Below are 18,697 nucleotides of genomic sequence, written 5' to 3' on the forward strand. Positions count from 1 at the left end.
GGCAGGGGTCGAGGGCGTGCGGGGTCGGCCCGGCGGCCGGCGAGGCCGCTGGGCAAGAGGTGAGTGCCGGGGTCAGCCCGGTACGGCCACCGGGCTCACGTGAACGCAGGCCGCCCGATGGCCGGGTGCCGCCTCGGTGAGCGCCGGCCAGTCGGTCGTGCAGGCCGGTTCCGCGACCGGGCAGCGCGTGCGGAACCCGCAGCCGGACGGTGGGGCGGCCGGGTTGGGCAGGTCGCCGGCGAGCACGATGCGCTCGCGGCCCTGTCCCGGGGTCGCCGACAGCAGGGCCTCGGTGTACGGGTGGCGCGGGGTGGCCCACAACTCGCGCGCCGGGGCCAGTTCCACGACCCGGCCGAGGTACATCACGGCCACCCGGTCGGAGATGTGCTCCACCACGGCGAGGTCGTGGGAGATGAACAGGAACGCGACGCCGGTCTCGGCCTGCAGGTCGGCGAGCAGGTTGAGCACCTGGGCCTGCACGCTCTTGTCCAAAGCGGACACCGCTTCGTCGCACACGACCAGGTCCGGCCCCGTGGCCAGCGCGCGGGCGATCGCGACGCGCTGCAGCTGGCCGCCGGAGAGCTCGTGCGGGAACCGTTCCGCCTGCGCCGCGGTGAGCCCGACGCGCTCCAGCAGCTCCAGCACGCGCGGCCGGCGCGCACCGCGTTCGACCCCGTGCGCCCGGAGGTTGAACTCGATCGACTGGCGCACGCGCAGCCGGGGGTTCAGCGACGTCTGCGGGTTCTGGGGTACCACCTGCAGCCGGGCCCGCAGCGCTCGCATCCGCGGGCGGCTCAGCCCGGCCAGCGGCACGCCGTCGAACGTCACGGCGCCACTGTCCGGCGACAGCAGGCCCAGCAGCATCTTCCCGGTGGTGGACTTCCCGCAGCCGGACTCGCCGACCACGCCGAGTGTCTCTCCCTTGTGGACGGTCAGGGACACGTCGGAGACGGCCCGCACCCCGTTGCCGAACGTCTTGGTCAGGCCCTCGGCCCGCAGCAGCTCGTCGGCCATCACGCCACCACCGACGCCGGTTCCGGGTTCACCACGGGGCAGGCCGCCGACCGGTCCTCGGCCACAGCGGTCAGCGCGGGATCGGCCTCCGCGCACGACGGCCGGGCCTGGGGGCAGCGCGGGGCGAAGGCACAGCCGTCGGGGAACGCGCCGACCGCGGGCGGTGCCCCGACGATCGAGTGCAGCGCGCCCCGGGCGACACCGGGCGTGGGCAGCGAGTCCAGCAGCCCGGCGGTGTACGGGTGGCGTGGGGCGGAGAGCACCTCGTGCGCGGGCCCTTCCTCGACGAGCCGGCCCGCGTACATCACGCCGACCCGGCCCCCGAAGTCCGCGGCGACGCCGACGTCGTGGGTGACCATCAGCACCGCCATGCCGAGCCGCTGTTGCAGGTCGGCGATGAGCTCGAGGATCTGCGCCTGCACGGTCACGTCGAGTGCCGTGGTGGGCTCGTCGGCGATGAGCACCTGCGGGTCGCAGCTCACCGCGATCGCGATCACCGCGCGCTGGCGCATGCCGCCGGACAACTCGTGCGGATAGCTGCCGGCCACGCGTTTCGGGTCGGGGATGCCGACCAGCGCCAGCAGTTCCTCGGCTCGCCGCCGGGCCGCGGTCTTCACGCGCTCCACACCGTGAGCGGCGAGCACTTCGGCCAGTTGCGCTCCGATGCGGCGCAACGGGTCGAGAGCACCCGTGGGGTCCTGGGGCACCAGCGCAATCTGCCCGCCGCGGAGGTCGCGCAGCTGCGGCTCCGCGAGCCCGGTGAGCTCGCGGCCGCTCAGCCGCACGCTGCCACCGAGTTCGGCGGTGGATCCGTAGAGCCGCATGATCGAGCGGGCGGTCACGGACTTGCCGCTGCCGCTCTCGCCGAGCAGCATCATCGTCTCGCCGCGGCCGATGGTGAACGACACCCCGCGCACGACCTCGGTCCGGCGGTGCCGGGAGACGAACGTCGTGGTGAGATCCTCGACCGCCAGGGGCGGGGAAACGCTCGCGTTCATGCCCGCGCCTCCGCCCGCACGTCGAGCAGATCCCGCAGGCCGTCGCCGAGGACGTTGAACGCGACCGACGCGACGAGGATGGCCAGCGCGGGGATCGCGGCCAGGAACGGCGCGGAGTAGATGTACTGCGTGTGCTCACTGACCATGAGGCCCCACTCCGGGGTCGGTGGGGAGATCCCCAGGCCGAGGAAACTCAGCCCGGCCGCGTACACAATGGACAGTCCGATCAGCGCCGTGCAGTACACGACGACCGGCGGGGCGACGTTGGGCAACACCTGCCGCAGCGCGATGGCCGAACGGGTGGCACCGCTCGCCCGCGCCGCCTCCATGTAGTCCAGGTCCACCAGCCGCCGCGTCTCCGTCTCCGCGACACGCGCCACCGGCGGCACGAGGATCACCGCGAGCGCGATGATCGCGTTGGACAGCCCGGACCCGAGCGCGGCGGCGATCGCGACCGCGAGCAGCACCGCCGGGAACGCGTAGAACACGTCCAGCGTGCGCATGATCAGCCGCTGGCCCCACCTGCCGGACAGGCCCGCCGTGACCCCGAGCCCGGTGCCGACGAGCGCGGCGAACGCCACCGGGACCAGGCCGGCCAGCAGCGACAGGCGGGTTCCGTCGACCAGGCGGGCGAGCACGTCGCGGCCTTGACCGTCGGTGCCGAGGAGATGGCCCGGGGTGCCGGCCGGCAGCAGCCGGTGCGCGGTGTCGCCCGCGATCGGGTCGCCGGCCAGCAGCGGCCCGACGAGGGCGGTGAGCACGATCAGGAGGACCACCGCGGCGGCGACGGTGGCGCTCACCGTCATCCGGCGGCGCCTGCGCGCCGGGGCGGCCGCCGGGGCGGTATGGGGCAGCGACGCGGCCGGCGCCGGTTCGGTCAGTGCGGTCATCGAAGACACTCCTCGAGGAGTTCGGTCGGTGGGGACGGGACCGGCGACGCTGCCGTCAGGTGCGGATGCGGGGGTCGACGAGGCCGTGCAGCGCGTCGACCACGAGGTTGATCAGCACGAACGCGAACGCGGAGACCAGCACGCCCGCTTGGATCACCGGCAGGTCGCGCTGGGTGATCGACTGGTAGACCAGCAGCCCGATGCCCGGCCACGCGAACACCGCCTCCACGAACACGACGCCGCCGAGCAGGTAGCCGACCTGCAGGCCCGCCACGGTCAGCAGAGACGGCACGGTGTTGTGGAACGCGTGGCGCATCACCCGGGCCCGCGAAAGTCCGCGCGCGGTGAGCGCCTCGACGAAGTCCATGCTCATCACGTCGAGCACCGAAGAGCGGAACATCCGCGCGATGATCCCCGCGGGAACCAGCGCCGCGGTGACGGCGGGCAGGATGAGATGGTTGACCAGGTCGACGAATCCGCCATCGCCGTTCGGGTTGTGCATGCCGCTGACGGGAAACAGGCCCGCGTTCGACGCGAGGTAGATGATCAGCAGCAGGCCGATGGAGTACTGCGGCACGGAGATCGAGAACAGCGCGAACGCGTTGCCGAGCCGGGCCGCGATGCCGGTGCGGCGCAGGCCGGTCAGGGCACCGACGAGCAGGCCCAGCACGATCGCCAGCGCGCCGGCGGCGACGGTGAGGACGAGCGTGTTCACCAGCGCGTCGAGCACGATCGGCGCGACCGCGTCGTGGCGGGTGATGCTGGTGCCGAAATCTCCGGTGAGGGTGTGGCCGAGCCAGGAGAAGTACTGCACCGGCAACGGGTTGTCGAGCCCGAGCCGCGCGTGCAGGGCCGCTCGCGCCTCCGGGCTGCCGGTCGGGCCGAGCATCGAGGCGACCGGGTCGCCGGGGATGATCTTGATGGTGGCGAAGATGACGATCGAGACGCCGATCAGGATCGGGATCGTCATCAGCAGCCGTCGTCCGAGATAACCGGGCATCACGCCTCCTGCGCGGCTTGGGGCAGGCGACGTTGCCGGCGGTGTCGGGGCAGTTGGGCCAGCAGTGCGATGCGGTCGCCCCGCACCCTGGCGAACGCGTACTCCAGAGGCCGCCCGCTGCGATCGCGGACGAGCCGTTCGAACAGCATCAGTGGCGCGCCCGCCGGCACGTCGAGCACCGCGCCGGCCTCGTCGTCGGCGACGATCGCCTCCACCGCCTGGTCGGTCACGCCGAGCTCGAACCCGGCCGCCTCGTAGACCGAGTACCACTCCGTCACGGTCCGCCCGTGCCGCACCACCCCGAGCAGCGGCAGCGGCACGTAGGCCGTGCAGGCGTAATACGGTTCGGTCCCCAGCACGGCGAGGTACTCGATCACGCCGCACTCGGCGCCCACCGGCAGGCCCAGCCGGTCGGCGACGCGCGGCGCGGCCACCTCTTGAGCGATCGCGAGGATCTGGTGGGACACCCGTTCCAGCGCCGGTTCCGGGCCGTGCAGGTGGCTGAAGGCGTGCCGCACCTTGGACGCGACGGAGAACGTGCCCGTCCCCTGCACACGTTTGACAAGCCCTTCCTCTCGCAGGAGCGCCAGCGCGTCGCGGATGACCTGACGACTGGCCGAGAAGGACAACATGAGTTCGGCCTCGCCCGGCAGTGCCCCTGCGGGGAACTCCTCGTGCACGATGGCCGCCCGGAGCAGATCTCGCACCCGGCGGGCAGCGCTCAGGCGACGCTTGGTCCGCGGATCCATCCTGGCCTGCTTCATGCAGGAAGGGTGCGCTCGCTGCCGATTGTCCGGAAGGCCGGAAGCGTAACGCCGTCGTTAAGCCGGAAGCACCCTGGCGGAGATCGGGCTGACCTGCGCGTAACCCACCGCCGGGCGCCGATACGCGGGATCGGCGCACCGTCCGGCCGGAAGTTTCCCCGCCCTGTCGCCGTAGTCGATCTCGTGACCGGTCGGTGAGGCACGTTCTCGGTGCCGGGCTTGCGCGGTCGCCGGCGCGCTCAGGCGGGTGAGCGGGGAAGAGGCTCGCGTGCCGCGGCGTTGGTGTGCGACATGACCGCCGATCTGGAGCACGTCCGCAAGCTGTCCTTGCAGGAGAACGGCCTCGCGACCGTCTCGACCACCCGCGCCGACGGGACGGTGCACTCGTCCGTCGTCAACGCCGGGGTGTTCGACGACCCCGTCACGGGCAAACCCGGCGTCGCCTTCGTGGCGATGGGCGGGGCCTACAAGCTCAAGCTGTTGCGCACCGCCGGGCACGCGACGCTCACGTTCCGCCGCGGCTGGGACTGGGTGTCGGTGACCGGGGCGACCCACCTCGTCGGCCCCGACAACCCCGACGCGGCCTTCGACCAGGCCGGCCTGCCGACGCTGCTGCGCGACGTGTTCAAGGCCGCCACCGGTACCCACGACGACTGGGCCGAGTACGACCGCGTGATGGCCGAAGAGCGCCGGGTCGCGGTGTTCGTCGCGGCTGATCGGATCATCGGCAACCGCTGAAACCCCGAAGGCGAGCCCGCACCGGGCGGGCTCGCCTTCTTCTACTTCTTGCTCTTGCCGCTGTCCTCAGTGGACAGAGCCGCGACGAAGGCCTCCTGCGGGACCTCGACCCGGCCCACGGTCTTCATGCGCTTCTTGCCTTCCTTCTGCTTCTCGAGCAGCTTGCGCTTACGCGAGATGTCACCGCCGTAGCACTTGGCGAGCACGTCCTTGCGGATCGCGCGGATCGTCTCACGCGCGATGATGCGCGAGCCGATGGCCGCCTGGATCGGCACCTCGAACTGCTGGCGCGGGATCAGCTCGCGCAGCCGCGTCGCCATCCGGTTGCCGTAGCCGTAGGCGGCGTCCTTGTGCACGATCGCCGAGAACGCGTCCACGGTCTCGCCCTGCAGCAGGATGTCGACCTTCACCAGCTCGGCGACCTGGTCGCCCGCCTCTTCGTAGTCGAGCGAGGCGTACCCACGGGTGCGCGACTTCAGCGTGTCGAAGAAGTCGAAGATGATCTCCGCGAGCGGGATGTTGTAGCGCAGCTCCACGCGGTCTTCGGACAGGTAGTCCATGCCGAGCAGCACACCGCGCTTGCTCTGGCACAGCTCCATGATCGTGCCGACGAACTCGCTCGGCGCGAGGATGCTCACCTTCGACACCGGCTCGTGGACCTCGGAGATCTTGAGCCCGGTCGGCCAGTCCGACGGGTTGGTGACGACGATCTCGCTGCGGTCTTCGAGCACCACGCGGTAGACCACGTTGGGCGCGGTGGAGATCAGGTCGAGGCCGAACTCGCGCTCGAGGCGGTCGCGCGTGATCTCCAGGTGCAGCAGGCCGAGGAAGCCGCAGCGGAAGCCGAAGCCCAGCGCGACCGAGGTCTCCGGCTCGTAGGCGAGCGCCGCGTCGTTGAGCTGCAGCTTCTCCAGTGCCTCGCGCAGCTCCGGGTAGTCGGAGCCGTCGACCGGGTAGAGGCCCGAGTAGACCATCGGCTTCGGCTCGCGGTAGCCGGCGAGCGGTTTGGTGGCGCCGTGGCGTTCGGAGGTCACGGTGTCGCCGACCTTCGACTGGCGGACGTCCTTCACACCGGTGATCAGGTAGCCCACCTCGCCGACGCCGAGGCCCTTGCTGGGCTTGGGCTCCGGCGAGATGATGCCGACCTCCAGCAGCTCGTGGGTCGCGCCGGTGGACATCATGCGGATCTTCTCGCGCGGGGTGATCTTGCCGTCGACCACACGGATGTAGGTGACGACGCCGCGGTAGGTGTCGTAGACCGAGTCGAAGATCATCGCGCGCGCCGGGGCGTCCGCGTCGCCGACCGGCGCCGGGACCTGGCGCACGACCTCGTCGAGTAGCGCGCCGACGCCGACGCCCGTCTTCGCCGAGACGCGCAACACGTCGGTGGGCTCGCAGCCGATGATGTGCGCGAGCTCGGCGGCGTACTTGTCCGGGTCGGCCGAGGGCAGGTCGATCTTGTTGAGCACCGGGATGATCTGGAGGTTGTTCTCCAGCGCCAGGTAGAGGTTGGCCAGCGTCTGCGCCTCGATGCCCTGCGCGGCGTCGACCAGCAGGACCGCGCCTTCGCACGCCTCCAGGGCGCGCGAGACCTCGTAGGTGAAGTCCACGTGGCCGGGGGTGTCGATCATGTGCAGCACGTGGTCCTGGCCCTGGACCTGCCAGGGCAGCCGGACGTTCTGGGCCTTGATCGTGATGCCGCGCTCACGCTCGATGTCCATCCGGTCGAGGTACTGCGCGCGCATCGCCCGTTCCTCGACGACGCCGGTGAGCTGCAGCATGCGGTCCGCCAGCGTCGACTTGCCGTGGTCGATGTGGGCGATGATGCAGAAGTTGCGGATCAGTTCCGGCGGCGTGAAGGTGGTGTCGGCGAACGTCTTGGGCGCTGTCACTCGTGTGGTCCTCGGGAAAGGTCGGGGGTGGCCGCTTCCTATCGTCCCATGGACCTCCGGGTGCGGTTGGGGGTCATCCCCGATGCGAGCGCGCCGGGCTGGTGGTGACCTCGAAGGATGAGCACTCCAAACCCTCCCCCGGGCGCGTTCGACAGCGCCTTGGACAGCGCCCTCGACCGGGCGTTCGGCCACCCCAGCGGCCTGCTGGGCCGTGTCGGCGGCCGGCTGATGTCCCGCGCCAACGCCGCCACCGAACGCCGTCTCGTGGCACTGGCCCGCCTCGAACCCGACGAAACCGTGCTGGTCGTGGGCCCCGGCCCAGGTATCGGCCTCGACGCCGCGAGCCGCCTCGCGGGCAAAACCATCGGCGTCGAACCTTCGCCCGAGATGCGCGTCCTGTGCCACGAACGCTGCGGCGACCGCGTGGAGCTGCGGAGTGGCACGGCGGCCGCCACGGGCTCGCTCGATTCGTCGGTGGACGCCGTGCTCAGCGTCAACAACGTCCAGCTCTGGCCCGACCGTGCGGCCGGCTTCGCCGAGCTGTTCCGCGTACTGCGCCCCGGTGGCCGGCTCCTGCTGTCGGCCCACGAGAAATGGCTGCCCATCCCCCGCCACGCCCTGGCCGCCGAAGTCACCGCGGCGGGCTTCACCGACCTCCAGACGTGGACCTGGGAACCCCCGGGCTTCGCGACGCTGGCGGCGCAGCTGCGGGCTCGCAAGCCCTAGCGCGAGTCTCCGCCTTCGCGGCGCGGCCGCTCGCGACGGCGCGAGCCCACCCCGCTGGGTCGTGCCGGTCGGCGACGGAGAGGCACCGGGCAGGTAGAACGGGAGGGTGATACACGGTGCCGACGACGTCTCGTTCCACGACCTCGAGGTTTTCATCGCCTTCGCACGGCGCGAGCACTTCGCCCAGGCCGGCGAGGACCTGGGGTTGAACACCGCGACGGTGCAACGCAGTGTGCGGGGGCTGGAGCGCAAGCTCGGGGTCGCGCTCGTCGAACAGGCCGGGCGACGGGTGCGGCTGAGGCACGCCGGGCACGTCCTCGCGCAGGAGGCGAGCATGGTGCTGCGGGCCCGCTCGGACGTCGTCGCCAAGACGCGGGAAGAAGCCGGCGGTCCCCAGCAGGTGCTGCGGATCGCGCACACCTACTCGCTCGGCCTCGGATTCGTGCCGACGGTGCTGGCGAAGGTGCTGGAACGGAATCCCGACCTGCGGTTCCGCTGCCACCAGACGTCGGCGACGGAGGTGGTGACCCACCTGCTGCGCGGCGACGCCGACGTGATCTTCGGCTCCACCCCGCCCACCGATCCCGACATCGTGGTGCTGCCGTTGTTCAGCGAGCCGTTGCTGCTCGCGGTGCCGGCGGGCGACCCGCTCGCGGCACACGGCTCGGTGGCGCTGCGGACGGCGCGGAACCGGCCGTTCGTCGCGATGGCGTCCGGGTCCAGCAGCCGCACCCACATGGCCAACGCGTGCGCCCGGGCCGGATTCGTGCCGCGGATCGCGGTCGAGGGCAGCGATCCGTTCATCGTCGAGTCGATGGTGGGCGCCGGTCTGGGGGTGTCCGTGGTGCCGGGCCGGATGGCCGACCACCACCATCCCCGGGTGACGCGGATCCCGATCGACGACCAAAGCGGGCACCGGACGGTCTTCCTGGCGCATCCGAAGAAGTCGGCCGTCGCCGCCATGGTCCGAGTGCTCGCGAAGGTAGCGGTGGCGCAGGGGAGCGTCGTTTGATCATTGTGCAAAACGCAATGATTGGGGCGTGAGGTTGGCGTTGTTCGGCCGCGGGCGGGGCGGAATGCTCGCCGCATGCCATTCGTAACAACGCAAGTCTTCTGCGCGAACGTGCGGAAGGCGGCGGACGCTCCGCTGCCCGAAACGGTGTCGCGAGCCGCGCGACGCAGTCTGTTCAACGTGCTGGGCACGGCGATCGGCGCGGCTCGGACCCCCGCGGTCGAGGCGCTGCTCGCCACGGCGGAGGAGCTCGGCGCCGCCGGTGCCGTGCCGGTCCCCGGGCGGGCGGAGCTGCTCGACCCCGAGTGGGCCGCGACCGTCGTGGGCACCGCCGCCCACCTCGACGACTTCGACGACACCCATCTCGCCACGGTGATCCACCCCGGCGCGGCCGTGCTCGCCGCGGTGCTGGCGCTGGCGCCCGAAACGGCACCCGACGGCGCGACCGCGCTCGAGGCGTTCGCCCTCGGGTGCGAGGCGCAGCTGCGGATCGGTGTCGCGATCTCGCCCAGCCACTACGACTACGGCTGGCACATCACCGGCACGTGCGGCGTGTTCGGCGCGGCCGTCGCCGCCGCGCACCTGCTGGGGCTCGACGCCGACCAGCTCGGTCACGCTCTCGGGATCGCGTCGACCGGCACGCTGGGCCAGCGCGAGGCGTTCGGCTCCATGACCAAACCGTTGCACCCCGGCAAGGCCGCGGCGGTGGGCGTCTTCGCGGCCCGCCTGGCCGCCGCCGGGCTGACCGCCCCCGAGGATCCGCTGGGACCCGGTGGGGTGCTGCCGGTGTTCTCCGAGCCCGACTACGACGAGCTGCGGCGCGACTGGGCCGGCACGTGGGAGCTGGAGTACAACGCGTTCAAGCCGTATCCGTGCGGGATCGTCGCGCATCCCGCGATCGACGCGGCGATCGGCGCTTCCGCGGCCGTCGGCGATCCGGGCGCGATCACCGCTGTGCGGATCAGCTGTCACCCGCTGGTGCCGGAGCTGATGGGCCGGTTGCAGCCCGCGGACGGCCTGCAGGCGCGGTTCAGCGCGCGGCACGCCGCGGCGGTCGGCCTGCTCGACGGCGAGGTCGGGCTGCGGCAGTTCTCCGACGAGCGGGCGATCGACGAGGACGTGACCCGGCTGCGGGCGCTGACCGAGCTCGTGCCCACCCCCGACTGCCCCCGGGACTCGGCGACGATCCGCGTGGAGCGTGCCGGTGCCGAGCCCGTGGAAGTCCACATCGAACACGCGCGCGGCAGCATGGCGCGCCCGCTGACCGACGAAGAACTCTTCACCAAGGTCGACCGGCTGGTCGAACCGGTGCTGGGCGCCGGCGCCGCCCGCAAGATCGAGGCGGCTGTCGACGGCCTTCCCGGTGCGCCCGGAATCGACGCGGTGATCGAGGCAGTGCGACCGGAGGTGGCGAAGTGATGGGGACGGACGCGGTGCTGGAACTGGTGTACGCACCGGTCGACGAAACGGCACGCACTAAGGCAGCCGGGGCACTGGCACAGGTCCGGGCCGCCTCGCCGGACCCGGTGCTGAGCGGCGTGCTGGGCGCTTCGGCGTCCCGCTCGACGGGCCGTGCCTGGCTCTACGGCGCCGCAGCGGCGAATCTGCGGCCCGAAGTCGAGTGGGCCGCGGCGCTGGCCGCGGCCGCCGCTCTCGACGCCGACGCCGACGCGGTCGTCGCCGGCTCCGCGGTCGCCCAGGCGGTCGCCGATGCCCTCGGCCCCCAGCACGTCACGGCCGGCTGGTGCCTCGAAACCACCGCGGGCGTCGTCGGCGCAGCGGCGGCGGCCGCCCGCGTGCTCGGTCTGCGGGACTCCGCGCTCCGCTACGCCGTCGGCATCGCCGCCACCCAAGCCTCGGGCCTGCAGTCCGTCGTCGGCTCCCCGCTGGGCGCCGTGCAGGTCGGCCGTGCCGCCGCCACGGGTGTGGAGGCAGCACTCATGGCCCGCAACGGCTTCACCGCCGCCGAGGACCCCCTGGCGGGCCGCCGCGGCCTGTACGCGCTGATGTCGGCGCCCCGGTAGCCGTCCGAGCACAACCGAGCGAAGGCGAGAACACGGTGAGCAGCGAGGAACCTGTGCAGCGCAGCCCGGGAGCCCGCCGGAACGGGAACCGTCCGACGAGGACGGACCCACCGGCAGCCACCGGTGACACCGGAAGCCCGGAAGTCGCGCCCGTCGTGGCGGGTGCGGCGGAGGGTGCCGGTGGTTCCGAGACCGCGGTGGCACGCGAGGCCGCCCCGGCTGTGAACAAGGGCGGCGGCACACCAAGTCCGGGCACCGGTGGTTCCGGGTCCGCGGTGCCGGGAAATGCCGCGGCGGGCATCGCCGGCGGTACGGAAAGCCCGGAGGCTGTGGCGTCGGATGGCGCCGCAGGTGGGGAAAGTGCCGGTTTCAGCGGGAATTCGGAGGCCGCGGGTTCGCGTGACACCGCGGCGGGAGAGTCCGGTGAATCCCGGATTCGGGGCACCGCCGCGGCGGTCGCCACGGACGGTCGGCCGGCGGAAGTCGCCACCCCGCCCGGCGCCACGATCGCGGAGGCCACGGCCGCCGGCCCCGAAGGCGTGCCCCGCCTGGACCGCTTCGCGATCGGACAAGTCGTGTTCGGGGTCGTGTCCGTGGCGGTCGGGGTGGCGGCGCTCGTCGACGCCGCCGGGCTGGCGAAGTTCGGCAAGAGCGGCCAGCCCGGGCCGGGGTTGTTCCCGGATCTGATCGCGGCGTTGCTGGTCGTGTTGGGGATCTGGCTGACGGTCCTGACGCTCGTCCGGCCGGTGCGCGCGGAGCCGAAGGAAGACGGTGAGACCGTCGATCCGCGGGGGTTCCGGCGGGTGGTCACCGTGTGGCTGGCGTTCGTCGTCTCGATTCCGTTGCTCGTGTTGCTCGGCTTCGCGCCCGCGATGGCCGCGCTGGTCGCCTTCCTGGTGTTCGGGGTGGAGCGCATCCGCGGGTTCCGCCCAGTGCTCGCGGTGGTGCTCGTGCCGGCTCTGGTCTACCTGCTGTTCTCGGTCGTGCTCGGAGTCGAGCTGCCCGAGTCGATTCTCTTCCCCGTCTGATCCCGCCCTGCTTGCCCTCAGCTGGTCTCAAAGGAGAGTTCCATGGGCGCCTTGAACAACCTCCTCGACGGCTTCGCCGCCGCGCTCACCCCGACGAACCTGTTCTGGGTGGCGGTCGGCGTGGTGGTGGGCACGCTCGTCGGCATCCTGCCCGGGCTCGGCCCGCCCGCGACGCTCGCGATCCTGCTGCCGCTGACCACGAGCCTCCAACCGGCGACCGGCCTGATCCTGATGGCCGGCATCTATCACGGTGCGAAGTTCGCCGGATCGACCACGGCGATCCTGCTGAACATCCCGACTGAACCCTCGTCCGTGGTGCTCTGCCTGGACGGCCACGAACTCGCGAAGAAGGGCCGCGCGGGACCCGCGATGGGGATGTCGGCGATCTCCGGTTTCATCGCCAGCACGGTCGGCGTGGTCGCATTGACGTTCACGGCACCGGTCGTGGCCAAGCTGGCCGTGGACTTCGGCCCGCCGGAGTACGCCGCGCTGATGGTGTTCGCGCTGCTGCTGGTGATCATGATGGCCAGTGAATCGCCGTTGAAGGGTTTCATCTCGATGGGGCTGGGCCTGCTCCTGTCCACTGTGGGCATCGACCTGTTCACCGGGCAGCAGCGGCTGACCTTCGGCAGCGTCACGATGTCGGACGGCATCGAGTTCATCACGCTGTCCGTGGGCCTGTTCGCCGTCGCCGAGGTGCTGGTCAACGTGGAGAAGGCGAGCGGACGGCCGCTGTTCACCATGCCGTCCAAGTTCCGCGAACTGCTGCCCAGCAAAGCCGACCTGCGCCAGAGCTCGGGCGCGATCACGCTGGGTTCGGTGCTCGGCTTCCTCGTCGGCGCGCTGCCCGGTGGCGGCTCGACCGTCGCGTCCTTCCTGTCGTACACGCTGGTCAAGCGCACCTCACGGACGCCGGAGCGGTTCGGCAAGGGCGCCATGGAAGGCGTGGCCGGGCCGGAGGCGGCGAACAACTCCGAGTCCGGTGGCGCGATGATCCCGTTGCTCACCCTCGGCCTGCCCGGCACGGCGAGCACGGCCGTGATGCTGGCCGCGCTGCTGTTGTACGGCCTGCAGCCCGGGCCGCTGCTCTTCACCGAGCACCCGGAGATCGGCTGGCCGGTGATCGCGAGCCTCTACATCGGCAACGTCGCGCTCCTGATCCTGAACCTGCCGATGATCCCGATCTGGGTGAAGCTGCTGAAGGTGCCCTACTGGGTGCTCTACCCGGCGATCCTGGTGCTGGCCGTGGTGGGTGTGTACAGCATCCGCAGCTCCATGTTCGACGTCGCGCTGCTCGCCGTGTTCGGAGTGGTCGGCTACGTCTTCCGGAAGCTGGGGGTGCCCGCGGCGCCGATGCTGATGGCTTTCGTGCTGGGGCCGATGGCGGAGAACGCGGTGCGCCAGTCACTGGTGCTGTCGAAGAACAGCCCGCTGATCTTCGTGCAACGGCCGATCGCCGCGGTGATCCTCGGCGTGGCCGTGCTGGCCGCCATCGCACTCGCCGTGACCGGGCGGCGGCGCCGCGCCACGCGGGCCGCGGTGCCCCAGCCCGTGGCCACCCACTGAACAAGGAGATCCCATGCGCACTTCCCTGAGATTGGGCGCCTGCCTCGCGGCGATGACGCTGATCCTCAGCGGCTGCGGCATCGCGCAGCGGCACTCCGCGAACGGGGTGCCGAGCCGGACCGAGGTGGTGGTCCACACCGGTCCGGGCGGGGGCAGCGACGTCTTCGCCCGGCAGGTCGTGAAGATGCTCCAGGACGACAAGCTGATCGACGCCAACTGGCCGGTCCGCAACGAGACCGCCGGCTCCGGTATCGGCGCGATGTCGTACCTCAAAGGCCGGCGTGGCCGTGAGGACACCATCGCGGCCATCACCCCGACGTGGATCGTCACGCCGCTGACCCTCGACGGAGCCGCGGTGTCGGTCTCCGACGTTCAGCCCATCGCCGGCCTGCTGGTCGAGCCGCAGGTGATGGCCGTGCGGGCGGACTCGAAGTACCGCACGGCGGCCGACTTCATCGCCGACGCGCGCGCCCACCCCGACGGGCTCGTGCAGGTCGGTGGCTCCGTCACCGCGACGGATTCCCTGACCGGACAGGCACTTCAGTCGAGGACCAAGACGAAGTGGAGCTTCCTGACGTTCTCCGACAGCGGCCAGCGCATCGCGTCGCTGCTGCGGGGCGACGCCCAGATGATGATCGGGTCCACCGGCGACTTCAGCGAGCAGGTGCGGGCCGGTGCGATCCGCGTGATCGGGGCGGTCGGCGACAAGCGGCTGGCAGCGCTGCCGAACGTGCCGACGCTGGCCGAGGAGGGCGTGCCGAGCGAAGGCCTGCCCGAGGAGTTCCGCGGTTTCATGGGCCCGCCGGACATGCCGGCGCAGACCGTGGCCTACTACCAGGAGCAGCTGCGGAAGCTGAGCACGCAACCGGACTGGAAGAAGTACGCCGAGTCGGACGGTGACGTGACCAAGTTCCTGGACGCGAACCAGTTCCGGACCTACCTGGCGCAGCAGCAGGCTTCGCTGAAGAAGCTGGTGGACCAGCTGGGGCTGGCTTCGCGGTGACGGAAGACCGACAGGAGAGGGAAAAGGTGGACGAGACCCGGTCGCTGGCGGCATTCGCGTCGGCTCTGGCTTACGAGGAGCTGCCGGAACAGGTGGTGCACGAGGCCCGTCGTGCGCTCATCGACTGGCTGGCGTGTGCGCTCGCGGGCGCCTCCGCGACGGGAACCGGGGCGCTGGTGCGGGTGGCCGCCCGCGTCGGCCCCGGGACCACCACGCTCATCGGCCGCCGCGAGCGGGCTTCGGCGCCGTTCGCGGCTCTGGTGAACGGGTTCGCCTCGCACGTCGAGGACTACGACGACACGTTCAACCCCGGTGGCACGACCGTGCACGGTTCGGCGCCGGTGTGGCCGGTGGTCTTCGCGGCGGCCGAGCAGGCACCGATCGGCGGCGCTCGGGCGTTGGCCGCGTTCGTCGCCGGATTCGAGACGGAGACCCGGGTCGGGCTCGCGGCAGGACCGGAACACTACGAGGCGGGCTGGCATGTCACCGGCACGACCGGGCACCTGGGCGCGGCGGCCGCCGCGGCGAATCTGCTCGGCCTGGCGCCGGACGTGACGGCGCAGGCGTTCGGGACAGCGGGGACACAGGCCGCGGGGCTGAAGAACGTCTACGGCACCGACGGAAAGGCCCTGCACCCCGGTAAGGCCGCGATGGACGGCCTGCTGGCCGGGCTGGCCGCGGCCGAAGGATTCACGTCTTCCACCGACATCCTGGAGGGGGAGCGCGGATTCCTGGCGGTGCTCTCGCCGGCGCCCAAACCGGACCGGCTCACCGAAGACCTCCACGAGACGTGGCACCTCCTGGCCAACGGGTACAAGGCCTACCCGAGCGGCTCGCTCACCCATCCCACGCTCGACGCGATCCGGACGTTGCGCGCACGCCACGGCTTCACGGCCGAGGAAGTGTCCGAAGTGGAGGCACGAGTGCACCCCTACGCCGCGACCGTGACCGGGAAGGTGCGGCCCCGGACGGGTCTCGACGCGAAGTTCAGCCTCACCCACGGCGCGGCGGTGGCCCTGGTGGCACAGCGGCCGGGACTCGAGCACTTCAGCGACGCCGGCGCGACCGACCCGGTCCTCACGCAGGTGCGGGAACGGGTCACGGTCGTGGCCGACCCCACGCTGACGAAACGCGGTGCCGTCGTCACCGTCACGACCTCCGACGGGCAGCTGTTCACCGAGTCCGTGGCGGACAACCGCGGCACGCCGGACAACCCGCTGCCGGACGACGACCTCGCAGCGAAGTTCCTCGACACCGCGGCGCCGCGGTTGGGCGCGGAACCGGCCCGGGAGCTGCTAGACCTCTGTTGGCGGATCGGCGCGGACGAAGACTTCGCCGCGCTGGTCCGGCGGACGGGAGCGGTCTCGTGACCCCGCCGATCGCGATCGTCACGGGCGGCGTGCGCAACCTCGGCCGTGCGATCGCGCTCGCGCTGGCCGCCGACGGCTTCGGCGTGGTGGTGACCGCGGGTTCGGACCACGCGACGGCGCAGCAGACCGCCGGGGAGATCGCCGCGCTCGGGGTGCCGGCCCTCGGGCTGGTCGCGGACGTCGCCGATCCGGCCGCCGTCGCCGGCATGGTCGAGCGGGCCGCCGAGCTCGGCCCGGTGCGGGTGCTGGTGAACAATGCCGCGCTGCGCACCCGCGTCCCGTTCGACGAACTGACGCTCGCCGAATGGGCGGCGGTGCGCTCGGTGACCCTCGACGGCGCTTTCCACTGCGCCCACGCCGTCCTCCCGCACTTGCGCCGCGCGGGCGGTGGCCGCATCGTCTCGATGATCGGGGCCAACGCCCTGCGCGGTGATCCGTCGCGGGTGCACCTCTCCGCCGCCAAGCACGGGGTTGTCGGGCTGACCAAGGCCCTCTCCGCCGCCTACGCCGCCGAAGGGATCACGGTGAACGCCGTGTCCCCGGGTCGGATGAACGCTCCCGACGCAGCCGAGTCGGAGCTGCGCCGCGAGCGCGTGGCCGCGACCGTCGCGTTCCTCGCGTCCCCGGCGGCCGGGCACGTGACCGGACAGCTGATCTCGGTGGGGCCGCCGGAGGCCTAGGGTGCGGTCGAGGCGGTCGACCCTTTTCCGTTTCGCCGAAGATGCCCTGGTCAGCGGCGTAAGTGATCGCGCCGGCCAGACACCCGGCGCAGGTCGGTCTTACCCGTCGGCGTGGATCCCGGAGCGAGCCAGGCGGGAGTGGAGGTAGTCGTATCCGATCTTGACGCCGCGGTCACGGGTGGCTTCCCGCCGGGCACAGCCGTGGGCTCGCCGGGGATCCGGCCGGCCGTTTCGACGTGCAGGCCGACCAGCCCACCGGGCCGGCCCCGCTCGTAGCGGATTGCGATGGTCCTGCCGGCCCGGATCACCTGCCCGCCGATCGGGGCCGGGTGTCGCCGGACGCGGCACGCGGTGGCGCGCCGTCACACGCGCGGCACCGTCTGTGTCGGGGCACCCAGCCCGTGGCCCGGTCAGGCCTGCCTCCGCCGCTCACGCTGCCGCGAGGCCACGATTCGCTTCGTGACCTCGCCACTGGCCCACGCCTAGCGCGAGTCCGTCCGCAGCGGGTGGTCGGGCGGCACCTGCACCAGGACGATGCGCAGGCCGTCCGGGTCGGTGATCCAGGCCTCGTCCAGCCCCCACGGCTCGCGGCGCGCCCCGCGGACCGGCGTGACGCCGCGTGCGGCCAGCTCCTCGAGCGTCGCCGGCAGGTCGCGGACCTGCAGCCACAGGTCGACGGCCGTGGAGGGAGTGGCGTCGTTGCTGCCCACGACCTCGATCGAACCGCCGCCCGCGAAGAAGACCGTGCCACCGGGGAACTCGCGCTGGATCGCCAGCCCGAGCGTGTCCCGGTAGAACGCGGTCGAGGCCTCCAGGTCGCGCGGGTGGATCAGCACCCGGCTGCTCAGTACGTCCATGCGTCCTGCCTACCCGAGTGGCTCAGGCCACCGCAATCGCGACGATCCCGGCCAGCACCACCAGCGAGCCCACCAGCCGGCGCGCCGCGTGCCGCTCACCGAGCACGAACCACGCCGCGAGCCCGCCCAGCACGATCGACAGCTCCCGCGCCGGCGCGACCAGGCTGACCGGCGCCATCCGCAGCGCGTACAGCACCAGCAGGTACGCCGCGGGCGAGGCGATCCCGACGATCAGCGTCTCCTTGCGGTGCTCGCGCCACAGCTTCGCGACCTCGGCCCGGTCACGCAGGGCCGCGGGCGCCAGCAGCACGCTCTGCACCAGCGCGCCGCAGCCGAAGTACACGAGGGGCGGCACCGCGAGCGTCGTCACTGAGTGGGCGTCCCAGAGCGTGTAGGCCGCGATGGTCGCCCCGGTGAGCACGCCGTAGAACACACCGGCGCGGCGCGCTTTGACGTCGGCCTCGCTGCCGCCAAGGCTGATCACCAGCACGCCCGCCACCACGAGGAACGCCCCGATCAGGCCCAGCACGCCGGGGTGCTCGTGCAGCACGAGCACCGCCGCCAGCACCGACAGCAGCGGCCCGGTGCCGCGCGCTAGCGGGTAGACGATCGACAGGTCGCCGACGGCGTACCCGCGCTGCAGCACTGTGCCGTACGCCACGTGCAGCACGGCCGTCACCCCGGCGGCGAGCAGCCAGGTCCACTGTGGACGTTCGTTTTCGACCAGGAGTGCCGTGATGACCACGGGGAGCAGCACCACGGCGGAGACGGTGTAGTACAGCCACACGAACCGCGGCCCGCCGAAGGTGACGCGCTTGGCGGCGAGGTTCCACCCCGCGTGCACGACAGCGGCGATGAGGACGAACGACAGAGCTGTGGTGTTCACTGGACCCCTTCGAGTCTTCCGCGCACGCGGAAGGCCGGGTCCTCCAGGCTTTTGTCCCGTCAGATGAACGGCGGGCGTCGGGCCGCGCCGATGGTGCCGCTCGGACCTGTCCCGCCGGCCCTGGTTGTCTTGCGTCTTACTCTCGCGTTGGTGCGGCGGGCCGGCAGCGGAACCCTAGGCACTACGTTCTCCACGGTAGCCGAACCGATCACTCCGGGCCGCCCGAGGGGCCCGCGAGCTGGCCTGTTA

At 71.8% G+C, this 18,697-nt stretch carries 18 protein-coding genes; 10 read left to right on the top strand and 8 right to left on the bottom strand.

The genetic code is table 11. The features are described 5' to 3' along the window. Positions 1-72: 72 nt before the first annotated feature. The 5 genes from AB0H62_RS08840 to AB0H62_RS08860 are packed head-to-tail and all read right to left on the bottom strand — an operon-like array spanning position 73 to position 4,666. The gene (locus AB0H62_RS08840) at positions 73-1,014 is read right to left on the bottom strand and encodes an ABC transporter ATP-binding protein (RefSeq protein WP_360585053.1); all 942 of its coding nucleotides are present in this window, start codon (positions 1,012-1,014) and stop codon (positions 73-75) included. Next, positions 1,014-2,012: an ABC transporter ATP-binding protein gene (locus tag AB0H62_RS08845; protein WP_360585055.1), complete on the bottom strand. Its 999-nt coding sequence runs from the start codon at positions 2,010-2,012 to the stop codon at positions 1,014-1,016. Before AB0H62_RS08845 ends, AB0H62_RS08840 begins: the two co-directional genes overlap by 1 nt. Further along, the gene (locus tag AB0H62_RS08850; RefSeq protein ID WP_220242838.1) at positions 2,009-2,902 is read right to left on the bottom strand and encodes an ABC transporter permease; all 894 of its coding nucleotides are present in this window, start codon (positions 2,900-2,902) and stop codon (positions 2,009-2,011) included. The genes AB0H62_RS08845 and AB0H62_RS08850 overlap by 4 nt, the downstream gene beginning before the upstream one ends. Positions 2,903-2,957: 55 nt before the next feature. After that, positions 2,958-3,902 (bottom strand): ABC transporter permease, encoded by a 945-nt coding sequence (locus AB0H62_RS08855; protein WP_220242839.1) that lies wholly within the window; start codon positions 3,900-3,902, stop codon positions 2,958-2,960. Next, positions 3,902-4,666, bottom strand: a complete 765-nt coding sequence (locus tag AB0H62_RS08860) for a GntR family transcriptional regulator (RefSeq protein WP_220242840.1) — start codon at positions 4,664-4,666, stop codon at positions 3,902-3,904. The genes AB0H62_RS08855 and AB0H62_RS08860 overlap by 1 nt, the downstream gene beginning before the upstream one ends. A 291-nt stretch (positions 4,667-4,957) precedes the next feature. On the opposite strand from AB0H62_RS08860, the gene AB0H62_RS08865 reads away from it, so the two are divergent. Next, on the top strand, positions 4,958-5,404 hold the full coding sequence (locus AB0H62_RS08865; RefSeq protein WP_360585058.1) for a pyridoxamine 5'-phosphate oxidase family protein: 447 nt from the start codon (positions 4,958-4,960) through the stop codon (positions 5,402-5,404). Positions 5,405-5,445: 41 nt separating this feature from the next. On the opposite strand, the gene lepA is transcribed toward AB0H62_RS08865, so the two are convergent. Then, positions 5,446-7,296: a translation elongation factor 4 gene (gene lepA, locus AB0H62_RS08870; RefSeq protein WP_220242842.1), complete on the bottom strand. Its 1,851-nt coding sequence runs from the start codon at positions 7,294-7,296 to the stop codon at positions 5,446-5,448. A gap of 117 nt (positions 7,297-7,413) precedes the next feature. Here lepA and AB0H62_RS08875 point away from each other — a divergent pair, with 117 nt between their 5' ends. The 9 genes from AB0H62_RS08875 to AB0H62_RS08915 all read left to right on the top strand — a co-directional run bounded on the left by AB0H62_RS08875 (position 7,414) and on the right by AB0H62_RS08915 (position 16,705). Next, positions 7,414-8,022 carry a class I SAM-dependent methyltransferase gene (locus AB0H62_RS08875; RefSeq protein ID WP_220242843.1) on the top strand — a complete coding sequence of 203 codons (609 nt, stop codon included), beginning with the start codon at positions 7,414-7,416 and terminating at the stop codon, positions 8,020-8,022. 106 nt (positions 8,023-8,128) lie between these two features. After that, positions 8,129-9,034, top strand: a complete 906-nt coding sequence (locus AB0H62_RS08880) for a LysR family transcriptional regulator (protein WP_360585060.1) — start codon at positions 8,129-8,131, stop codon at positions 9,032-9,034. 75 nt (positions 9,035-9,109) lie between these two features. Continuing rightward, positions 9,110-10,453, top strand: a complete 1,344-nt coding sequence (locus AB0H62_RS08885; RefSeq protein ID WP_360585063.1) for an MmgE/PrpD family protein — start codon at positions 9,110-9,112, stop codon at positions 10,451-10,453. Continuing rightward, positions 10,453-11,058, top strand: a complete 606-nt coding sequence (locus AB0H62_RS08890; protein WP_360585065.1) for an MmgE/PrpD family protein — start codon at positions 10,453-10,455, stop codon at positions 11,056-11,058. Before AB0H62_RS08885 ends, AB0H62_RS08890 begins: the two co-directional genes overlap by 1 nt. Before the next feature lie 197 nt (positions 11,059-11,255). Continuing rightward, positions 11,256-12,086, top strand: coding sequence for a tripartite tricarboxylate transporter TctB family protein (locus AB0H62_RS08895; protein ID WP_360585067.1), 831 nt, complete (start codon positions 11,256-11,258; stop codon positions 12,084-12,086). 42 nt (positions 12,087-12,128) lie between these two features. Further along, on the top strand, positions 12,129-13,652 hold the full coding sequence (locus tag AB0H62_RS08900; RefSeq protein ID WP_220242848.1) for a tripartite tricarboxylate transporter permease: 1,524 nt from the start codon (positions 12,129-12,131) through the stop codon (positions 13,650-13,652). A 13-nt stretch (positions 13,653-13,665) separates the two neighbouring features. After that, positions 13,666-14,655: a tripartite tricarboxylate transporter substrate binding protein gene (locus tag AB0H62_RS08905; protein WP_360585070.1), complete on the top strand. Its 990-nt coding sequence runs from the start codon at positions 13,666-13,668 to the stop codon at positions 14,653-14,655. A gap of 26 nt (positions 14,656-14,681) precedes the next feature. Continuing rightward, a complete protein-coding gene (locus tag AB0H62_RS08910; protein ID WP_360585072.1) occupies positions 14,682-16,025 on the top strand; it encodes an MmgE/PrpD family protein in 1,344 nt (447 codons plus the stop codon). Next, a complete protein-coding gene (locus AB0H62_RS08915) occupies positions 16,022-16,705 on the top strand; it encodes an SDR family NAD(P)-dependent oxidoreductase (RefSeq protein WP_220242851.1) in 684 nt (227 codons plus the stop codon). The genes AB0H62_RS08910 and AB0H62_RS08915 overlap by 4 nt, the downstream gene beginning before the upstream one ends. 482 nt (positions 16,706-17,187) lie before the next feature. On the opposite strand, the gene AB0H62_RS08920 is transcribed toward AB0H62_RS08915, so the two are convergent. After that, positions 17,188-17,562: a VOC family protein gene (locus AB0H62_RS08920; RefSeq protein ID WP_220242852.1), complete on the bottom strand. Its 375-nt coding sequence runs from the start codon at positions 17,560-17,562 to the stop codon at positions 17,188-17,190. Positions 17,563-17,584: 22 nt separating this feature from the next. After that, positions 17,585-18,448, bottom strand: coding sequence for an EamA family transporter (locus tag AB0H62_RS08925; RefSeq protein WP_220242853.1), 864 nt, complete (start codon positions 18,446-18,448; stop codon positions 17,585-17,587). Positions 18,449-18,697 lie beyond the last annotated feature (249 nt).

Source organism: Amycolatopsis sp. NPDC050768, from assembly GCF_040654155.1.
Classification (GTDB): domain Bacteria; phylum Actinomycetota; class Actinomycetes; order Mycobacteriales; family Pseudonocardiaceae; genus Amycolatopsis.

Bases quoted from the DNA above. Each gene is read 5' to 3' on its own strand.
- AB0H62_RS08840 (WP_360585053.1), bottom strand. From the start codon at position 1,014: ATGGCCGACGAGCTGCTGCGGGCCGAGGGCCTGACCAAGACGTTCGGC.
- AB0H62_RS08845 (WP_360585055.1), bottom strand. From the start codon at position 2,012: ATGAACGCGAGCGTTTCCCCGCCCCTGGCGGTCGAGGATCTCACCACG.
- AB0H62_RS08850 (WP_220242838.1), bottom strand. From the start codon at position 2,902: ATGACCGCACTGACCGAACCGGCGCCGGCCGCGTCGCTGCCCCATACC.
- AB0H62_RS08855 (WP_220242839.1), bottom strand. From the start codon at position 3,902: ATGCCCGGTTATCTCGGACGACGGCTGCTGATGACGATCCCGATCCTG.
- AB0H62_RS08860 (WP_220242840.1), bottom strand. From the start codon at position 4,666: ATGAAGCAGGCCAGGATGGATCCGCGGACCAAGCGTCGCCTGAGCGCT.
- AB0H62_RS08865 (WP_360585058.1), top strand. From the start codon at position 4,958: ATGACCGCCGATCTGGAGCACGTCCGCAAGCTGTCCTTGCAGGAGAAC.
- AB0H62_RS08875 (WP_220242843.1), top strand. From the start codon at position 7,414: ATGAGCACTCCAAACCCTCCCCCGGGCGCGTTCGACAGCGCCTTGGAC.
- AB0H62_RS08885 (WP_360585063.1), top strand. From the start codon at position 9,110: ATGCCATTCGTAACAACGCAAGTCTTCTGCGCGAACGTGCGGAAGGCG.
- AB0H62_RS08890 (WP_360585065.1), top strand. From the start codon at position 10,453: ATGGGGACGGACGCGGTGCTGGAACTGGTGTACGCACCGGTCGACGAA.
- AB0H62_RS08900 (WP_220242848.1), top strand. From the start codon at position 12,129: ATGGGCGCCTTGAACAACCTCCTCGACGGCTTCGCCGCCGCGCTCACC.
- AB0H62_RS08905 (WP_360585070.1), top strand. From the start codon at position 13,666: ATGCGCACTTCCCTGAGATTGGGCGCCTGCCTCGCGGCGATGACGCTG.
- AB0H62_RS08920 (WP_220242852.1), bottom strand. From the start codon at position 17,562: ATGGACGTACTGAGCAGCCGGGTGCTGATCCACCCGCGCGACCTGGAG.